Genomic DNA, 5,894 nt, shown 5'->3' with positions numbered 1-5,894 from the left:
TGGTTACGCATATGTCTGCATACCTTTCTATATAGAAATGTTTCAGGCAACGGTAGCCTGAATCATGAAACAGTATCATGATTACCATAATTTCTGCCTTTGACATGGTTGACTTGCGGTGATATTGCCGTTTCTTATCTGCTTTCAGTGTATATTTTTCCATCATGGCATCAAAAAACTTGCAAAAAACATCTGCAATACAAAATAATTCTGTAACTTTGTCCTCGGTGATCATAGCGATTATTGTTTGTAATTCTTTGTATTTCAACACTATAAAGTTACAACAATTTTCGCTAATCACCAAATTTTCAAGCACTTATATTTCGTCGAACTCACGTTAAATAATAAATGTTGATGAAATTATGCAGATAAGAATGACAAGATCAGAAGCGGAGATTAAACTCAAAAGAATCTTCGGCTTGGATCATTTCTATGAAGAGCAATGGCGATCCATCGAAAGAATTCTTCGTGGAGAAAGAATCCTGATGATTGAAAGAACTGGATTCGGGAAGTCATTATGTTATCAGTTTCCTGCCACCCAGTTTGATGGCATTACTGTCGTATTCTCTCCTTTGATTGCTTTGATGAGAGACCAGGTAAGAAGCCTATGTGAAAGAGGAATTCCTGCAGCATATATCAATTCAGAGCAGTCATATGAAGAAAACCAGAACTCCATTCAACGTGCATTGAATGGAGATATAAAAATTTTATATATAGCGCCCGAGAGGCAAGAAAACGAAGAATGGATTGAAGCAACTCGCCAGCTGAAGCTCTCGATGGTTGTTGTGGATGAAGCTCATACTATTTCTACATGGGGACATGACTTCCGTCCATCATTTCGCAGAATCATAAACTTGGTTCAACTGCTTCCTCAGAGTCTTCCAGTTCTTGCCACGACTGCCACTGCGACCAAAAAGGTGCAATATGATATTGAACAACAGATTGGTGGTCGTTTGACAACCATCAGAGGTAATCTTATCCGCCCCAACTTCCAACTTCAGGTTGTCAAAGTACAATCGGAGGATGAGAAAATGATTTGGCTGGCAGAGAATTTGAATGCCATTAATGGAACAGGGCTGATATATACAGGAACACGTATTGGTACGGAAGTCTACGCCAAGTGGCTTCGGTTTGTTGGAATCAATGCGACAGACTACAATGCCGGGTTTGATGCAGATACAAGAAAGTCTATTGAGCAAGGTCTAATGCAAAACAAATGGAAGTGTATCGTGTCGACCAATGCACTCGGCATGGGTATAGATAAGTCGGACATACGATTTGTTATACATACTCAGATGCCTGCATCTCCGATACATTACTATCAAGAAATTGGTCGCGCTGGACGAGATGGTAAACCGACTCGTATCATTCTGTTCTATAATGAGAAAAAAGAAAATGAAAACGATGTAGCCACAGACTCTTTGCTACCTCTATCTTTCGTTGAAGGCTCCCGTCCGACTACAAAAAAATACCAAAAAGTAATCTCGTTGTTGCAGGAGGAACCATTGTCTGAAAGAGAAGTGCTGAAGCAAGCGAATCTAAAGACCAATCAATTACGTGTTATCAAGGCAGACCTAATAGACCAAGGTATTATTAAGGAAGTATTGTATGGCAAGATAAAGAAATATGAATACCAATATAATGCCCCTGCCCTTAACACGGAAAGTTTCGAAGCTTTGAGAGAAGCCAAGTTGAAGGATCTTCATGCAATGGAAGAGTATATATACACAGGGATGCCAAGAATGAAATATTTGTGTTCTTTCCTTGATAGCGATGAGACTGTGGAATATTCAAATTGTGACAACACAAATCTTGAAAGAATCACGGTGTCTGTTACTCCAGAATGGATGACAAAGTTAGAAGATTTCAGAGAAACGTATTTCCCGTGTCTTGAACTTTCGTCTTGGACGATAAGAAAAGGAGGCTTCCGTTTGCGCTATATTGCACCAGGCAAGGTTCAGGTGGAGAAGACTGTAAAGAATGATATGGGAGAAGTCATTGAACGCCCTATTAAAGAATATAGCAATAACATTAATCTTCTCGAATATAATCAGGAAGAGAGAGAAATCATTAAGGGGCATCTTGGAAAGGCATCCCGCTTGGTTGATGGTTATGCAGCATCTTACTACGGAGTGTCAAATGTAGGTGCTGCTGTACATAGAAGCAAATACGAAAATGGCGGTGACTTCCCTGATTTCCTTCTGAAAAAGACATTATCTGTCTTCGGTAAAAAGTTCCGCGGCATTCATTTTGACTTGGTTCTTTACTTGCCGCCAACAAAATCGGGCGATTTGGTAAAGAACTTTGCGACAAAATTCGCTCGGGTTATAGGTGTGCCTATAAGCCACGAACTGATAAAAGTTCATATTACACAAGAACAGAAAATGTTCCAAAATTCATACAGCAAGCAGGAAAATGTTTCTGGTGCTTTTGACATTGACGAAGATATAGTTAAAGATAAATACATTGTTCTGCTTGATGATATATATGATAGCGGAGCAACCCTCAAAGAAGTGGGTAAGTTGTTAACTCAGAAAGGTGCTAAATGCATCGTTCCAATTGTAATCGCAAAAACTGTAGGTGGTACATTATGATTAAGCAAGAACTAACATATTGGGTAACTTTGGCTTTGATACCAAAGATGTGGACCAAGCGTAAGAATGAGATTTATGTCAAATGTTATCAACATGAACCTCAGACATCTATTGTTGACTTGTTCGAAGATTCTTCGAACTGGGATGTCGTTGGCCTGAATGATGTTGAAAAGAGTCAGTTTGCAGAAGCGAGGGCTCAACTTCCTAACAATTCATTTCTTGTTGAAGAATTGATTGCTCAAGGATATGACATTCTTCCAATGACACATGATGAATATCCCAAGATCTTAAAGAAGAATTTACAATACAATGCTCCTACGGTAATCTACACAAAGGGCAATAAGGCGATTTTGCAGGAAGCTTCAATCGCAATTGTTGGTTCGAGGAGTGCTGATACGTTATCTCTAACCTTCACAGATAACATTGCAAAGAAAGCTGTTTCTGAAAACAAGGTGGTCGTTAGTGGATTTGCAAAGGGAGTTGATCGTCAAGCTTTGGACTCTGCTGTAGGGGCTAATGGTAAAAGTATTATTGTCTTACCCCAGGGAATAATGACTTTCGGCTCTGGATTTAAGCAGTATTACAAGCAGGTGGCCCAAGGAAACGTATTAGTAATGAGTACTTTCGCGCCAAAAGCTCCATGGTCGGTAGAGTTTGCGATGGCACGAAATCCTATCATCTATGGCATGGCATCTGAAATTTTTGTTGCTCAAAGTGATGATAAGGGAGGAACATGGTCTGGTGTTATTGATGGACTTCGCAAGAATCGTCCTATATATGTTAGATATCCCAATAAGAATGAAAAGAATGCAAATCTTCAACTTATCCAGAAGGGAGCTTCTGCTGTTGATATCAATGGACAAATACTGACTCTGAGTGTGGAAGAAAAGAAGGCCCCAGAACAACTTCAAAAGGAAAAATTCGATTTGCAAATCATAGAAATTCTGAACAATGTTGACATGATTTCAGCAAAAGATATTATTCAACGCTTGAATATCGAATGGAAAGATGACAAGATGAAACGCTATCTTAATAATCTACAACAAGTAGAGAAGAAAAAGATTGGCGCCCGTGTCTATTATTCCTTGAAAGGTAAGAAACCGCAGCAACAGCAGTTACAGCTTGATTTATAATCGAATTTGTTGTATTATTTGTAAGCAAGATATAGGATGGAAGATTATAACAAAATATTTGACCAACTGTGGCAACATGCCGAGAGTGAGATTGTCGAGTTCAAGAAAGCTGAATCAAATTTTGACTTCGATGAACTTGGACGCTATTTCTCCGCATTAAGCAATGAGGCCAACCTGCGTGGACGAGATTTCGCATGGCTTGTTTTCGGCGTTCATGACAAGACTCACACCATTGTCGGCACATCATACAAAGACGGAGAGGTTGCTCTTAATAAACTGAAGCAGGACATGAGTCAGCACACGAGCGACAATCTCGTGTTCCGTGAGATAGTCCCTATTCAAGTAGAGGACAAGCGTGTTCTGATATTCAAGATTCCAGCCTCGCCCCGTAACATAGTCATGCGTTGGAAAGGCATTGCATACGGTCGTGACGGCGAGAGCATAAAACCGCTGAATCAAGCCAAGATGGACGAGATTCGTGAGCAAAGTCCTATACCAGACTGGACTGCCCATCTTGTCCCATCTGCAACTATCAGAGACCTTGACGAGTTGGCAATCTTTACCGCACGTATGATGTATAAGAAGGTCCATGTTTCCAGTATTTCCGGGGAAGAAGTGGATGGATGGAGTGTTGAAGACTTCCTATCACACAGTGACATGATGCGAGATGGTCAACTTACTCGTGCTGCCATTCTTCTTCTCGGAAAGCCAGAATCATTACAGAAACTCCATCCGGCAGTAGCACAGATAACATGGACATTGGAAGATGAAGACCATATAGTCGTTGACTACGAACATTTCTCCATCCCATTTATCTTGACGGTCGATAAGGTATTGGCCAAGGTACGCAACCTCACTATGCGTGAACTGCCCGGAGGCACTCTCTTCCCAGACACCATGAAGCAGTACGATGACTACACCATCAGAGAGGCTCTCCATAACTGCATAGCACATCAGGACTATACCATGCAGGAGCGCATAACCTTTGTAGAGAGCAAAGATCGCTTGTATTACGGTAATGGAGGTTCTTTCATTCCTGGTACCATAGAGGCTGCGTTGGAACATAAAGGACCACAGCGCCATTATCGCAACGAGTGCCTTTGCAAAGGCATGGTTCATTACAACATGATTGATACAGTAGGTCGTGGCATAAAGAAAATTTTTACCGAGCAGCGTAAGCGCTATTTCCCAATGCCTGATTATGAAATTGACAACGACAAACGTAGTGTCGGCGTGACAATATATGGCAAAGTCATTGATGAAAACTATACCAATTTGCTCAAAAACGACACATCCCTTTCTTTGAAGGAGTGTGTCTGGCTTGATGCCGTTCAGAAAAACAGCCCAATTACAAAGGATGCCCTGCAATATCTGAAATCCAAGGGCTTGATAGAAAAGAGAGGTACAAAGTACACAATATCTTTGAAGGTTGCCCAAATGACTCATCAAATAGGGCGATACACAAAGGAACAAGGACTTGCTTATGATGCCCTTGTAAAACTTGCCTTACAGTTGGCTCATAACGCTGGACCTTCTGGCTTCAAGAGAAAAGATGCCTATGAAACTCTTCAACATAGTCTCCCGGCAGGTTCACCAGAGTCAAAAATGCGCTATATCGGACGACTCCTTGTAAAGATGAAGGATAATGGTCAGTTGAATACTATACCATCCGGAAAGGCTTGGATAATAACCGAGAAGGGAGAAAATGACCTTAAGTCATAACCGCGGTCGTTTTTCGGTCGTTTTTCGGTCGTTATTGAAGTAGGTTCGGTCATAATCTGAACATCACCATAGGTTGTTATATCTTTAACATTTGGGAAACACAGGTCGAGTAGAGCGAGGGAGTTTCACCCTCACCCTCTCACAGAACCGTGCGTGAAAGTCTCCCCTCACACGGCTCTTCACACTCAACGCTTTGTGCATAGACATAACCTTGGGGTCTGACCTCTCTGCCAATGATAGAAAAGACTGCGGTCTTTGCTCGCTATGTCTTGAAGCCAACCGAAAGCCTTGACAATGGGCTTGCGATGGAAGCGCTTATATTTCCTGCGTATCCAATAGGCAAGCACCATGTTCAAGTGGTTCATGACCTTGACAAATTCTGTCTTGCCGAACTTGTTATAGTAATTGTACCAACCTCGGACTTGGCTCTCAATCTCTATCCCCA

General features: G+C 41.3%; 4 protein-coding genes and 1 pseudogene. 3 read left to right on the top strand and 2 right to left on the bottom strand.

The window, feature by feature from the left end:
* A pseudogene (locus tag CIL02_RS16770) lies at positions 1-235 on the bottom strand (IS982 family transposase); the annotation flags it as partial.
* Between the two features lie 139 nt (positions 236-374).
* On the opposite strand from CIL02_RS16770, the gene CIL02_RS13205 reads away from it, so the two are divergent.
* The 3 genes from CIL02_RS13205 to CIL02_RS13195 are packed head-to-tail and all read left to right on the top strand — an operon-like array spanning position 375 to position 5,449.
* Positions 375-2,594: a RecQ family ATP-dependent DNA helicase gene (locus CIL02_RS13205; RefSeq protein WP_206073510.1), complete on the top strand. Its 2,220-nt coding sequence runs from the start codon at positions 375-377 to the stop codon at positions 2,592-2,594.
* Complete coding sequence (locus CIL02_RS13200; RefSeq protein ID WP_170935101.1) at positions 2,591-3,727, top strand: DNA-processing protein DprA; 1,137 nt, start codon at positions 2,591-2,593, stop codon at positions 3,725-3,727. Before CIL02_RS13205 ends, CIL02_RS13200 begins: the two co-directional genes overlap by 4 nt.
* A gap of 36 nt (positions 3,728-3,763) precedes the next feature.
* Entirely contained in the window at positions 3,764-5,449 is a 1,686-nt protein-coding gene (locus CIL02_RS13195) for an RNA-binding domain-containing protein (protein WP_094402418.1), read from the top strand.
* 185 nt (positions 5,450-5,634) lie between these two features.
* Here the strand turns inward: CIL02_RS13195 and CIL02_RS13190 are convergent.
* A partial coding sequence (locus CIL02_RS13190) for a group II intron maturase-specific domain-containing protein (protein ID WP_305775615.1) occupies positions 5,635-5,894 on the bottom strand: 260 nt, incomplete at its 5' end.

The organism is Prevotella sp. P3-122 (assembly GCF_002251365.1).
Lineage (GTDB): Bacteria > Bacteroidota > Bacteroidia > Bacteroidales > Bacteroidaceae > Prevotella.
Note: the sequence above shows the minus strand (reverse complement) of the source record. Positions and strands in the feature narration are given on the sequence as shown.

Bases quoted from the DNA above. Each gene is read 5' to 3' on its own strand.
- CIL02_RS13195 (WP_094402418.1), top strand. From the start codon at position 3,764: ATGGAAGATTATAACAAAATATTTGACCAACTGTGGCAACATGCCGAG.
- CIL02_RS13200 (WP_170935101.1), top strand. From the start codon at position 2,591: ATGATTAAGCAAGAACTAACATATTGGGTAACTTTGGCTTTGATACCA.
- CIL02_RS13205 (WP_206073510.1), top strand. From the start codon at position 375: ATGACAAGATCAGAAGCGGAGATTAAACTCAAAAGAATCTTCGGCTTG.